Raw genomic sequence first — 2,023 nt, 5'->3', positions numbered from 1 at the left:
GGGGACGCAAGACCCTGATCGTGAATCGGCCTAAACCGATTCTGGCACTCCCGGAGGAGTCGAGATTGGTGGAGCTAAACGGGATCGAACCGTTGACCTCTTGCATGCCATGCAAGCGCTCTCCCAGCTGAGCTATAGCCCCATCTCGAGGACGGGGCGCATGTTAAGAGCGCCCCGATTGGCTGTCAACAACATTTTTCCTGCCAGCCAAAAGTTTTTGCCAATAGAACAACTACTTAGGGTCGCGCGACGTCCCGCAGGGTGCGCCGGGCGCACCACCACAACCGAGAGTGCCGCGGTGCGCGCGGCACTCCCCAGCTCAGGCGATGCTCGCCAGCAGCTTCTCCCACTCCTTGGCCTCTTTCTTCGAAGTACCGCCGAGCAGCTCCAGCGCCTGGCGCAGACGGAAGCGGGTCAGGTCCGGACCGAGGATTTCCATGGCATCGAGCACCGACACCGAGCTGGCCTGGCCGGTGATGGCAGCGAACATCAGCGGCATGGCGTCGCGCAGCTTCAGCTCCAGGTGCTCGACCACCGCCTGGATGCAGCCGGTGATGCGCTCCTTCTCCCACTGACGCAGGGCTTCGAGCTTCCACAGGATCAGCTGCATCAGCTGGCGCACCTGGTCAGGCGAGAGCTTCTTGTGCTCGAACAACTTGGCGTCCAGGTTCAGGCCGCCGGAGAAGAAGAAGCCGGCCAGCGGTGCGATCTGGCTGAAGGTTTCCACCCTGCCCTGCACGTGCGGCGCGATCTGCATCAGGTAGTCGGGATTGAGCGCCCACTTCTGCACTTCGGCGGCGAAGGTTTCCACCGGCAGTTCGCGCAGCCACTGGCCGTTGAGCCAGGAGAGTTTTTCCAGGTCGAAGATCGGCCCGCCCAGCGACACCCGGTTGATGTCGAAGTGCTCGATCATCTCGTTCAGGGAGAACTTCTCGCGCTCGTCCGGCATCGACCAGCCCATGCGCCCCAGGTAGTTGAGCATGGCCTGCGGCAGGTAGCCCATGCGTTCGTAGAAGGTGATGCTGGTGGGGTTCTTGCGCTTGGACAGCTTGCTCTTGTCGGGATTTCTGAGCAGCGGCATATAGCACAGCGCCGGTTGCTCCCAGCCGAAGTATTCGTAGAGCTTGATCAGCTTGGGCGCCGACGGCAGCCATTCCTCGCCGCGCAACACGTGGGTGATGCCCATCAGGTGGTCGTCGACCACGTTGGCCAGGAAGTAGGTGGGCAGGCCATCGGCCTTCATCAGCACCTGCATGTCCATGCGATCCCAGGGAATCTCGACGTCGCCACGTAGCATGTCCGGCACCACGCAGACGCCTTCGCTCGGCACCTTCATCCGTACCACGTGCGACTCGCCGGCGGCGATACGGCGCTGCGCCTCGGCCGGGTCGAGGTGCATGCAGTGACCGTCGTAGCGCGGGGTTTCCTTGTTGGCCATCTGCTGCGCGCGCACCTCGTCGAGGCGCTCGGCGCTGCAGAAGCAGGGGAAGGCATGGCCTTTGCCGACCAGTTCGTCCGAGTACTGCTTGTAGATCGCGCCGCGCTCGCTCTGCCGGTACGGGCCGTGCGGGCCGCCGACGTCCGGGCCCTCGTCCCACTCGATACCCAGCCAGCGCAGGGCGTCGAAGATCTGCTGCTCGGACTCGCGGGTCGAACGCAGCTGATCGGTGTCCTCGATGCGCAGGATGAACTGACCGCCGTGCTGACGGGCGAAGCACAGGTTGAACAGCGCGATATAGGCGGTGCCGACGTGGGGATCGCCGGTCGGCGATGGCGCGATACGGGTACGAACGGTGGTCATGAAGGCTCTCGGACAGTCGAAGCGTGGGTTCAATCAAGCCGGCGATGTTAACAGGCCGGGGGCGCCGGGCTCCAGCAGGCCGCCGCCGCTGAGCGGCAGGCTGGCCATGAGGAAATCGAGGAAGGCCTTGACCTTCATCGCCTGGAACCGCCGCGAAGGATAGACCGCGTAGACCTCGCCCAGCGGCAGGCGCGCCTGGCTCAGCAGCTCGACCAGACGACC

General features: G+C 64.2%; 1 protein-coding gene, 1 tRNA gene and 1 pseudogene. All 3 read right to left on the bottom strand.

The genetic code is table 11. The features are described from left to right. Positions 1-66 precede the first annotated feature (66 nt). Positions 67-142 (bottom strand) — tRNA-Ala (locus N878_RS18900). Between the two features lie 177 nt (positions 143-319). Beyond that, positions 320-1,801, bottom strand: a complete 1,482-nt coding sequence (gene gltX / locus N878_RS18895) for a glutamate--tRNA ligase (RefSeq protein WP_021445142.1) — start codon at positions 1,799-1,801, stop codon at positions 320-322. A gap of 33 nt (positions 1,802-1,834) precedes the next feature. After that, positions 1,835-2,023, bottom strand: a pseudogene (locus tag N878_RS18890) (LysR family transcriptional regulator); the annotation flags it as partial.

Origin of the sequence: Pseudomonas sp. EGD-AK9 (assembly GCF_000465935.2) — a bacterium.
GTDB lineage: Bacteria > Pseudomonadota > Gammaproteobacteria > Pseudomonadales > Pseudomonadaceae > Aquipseudomonas.
Note: the sequence above shows the minus strand (reverse complement) of the source record. Positions and strands in the feature narration are given on the sequence as shown.

Coding starts and splice junctions, on each gene's coding strand:
- gltX (WP_021445142.1), bottom strand. CDS start 1,801: ATGACCACCGTTCGTACCCGTATCGCGCCATCGCCGACCGGCGATCCC.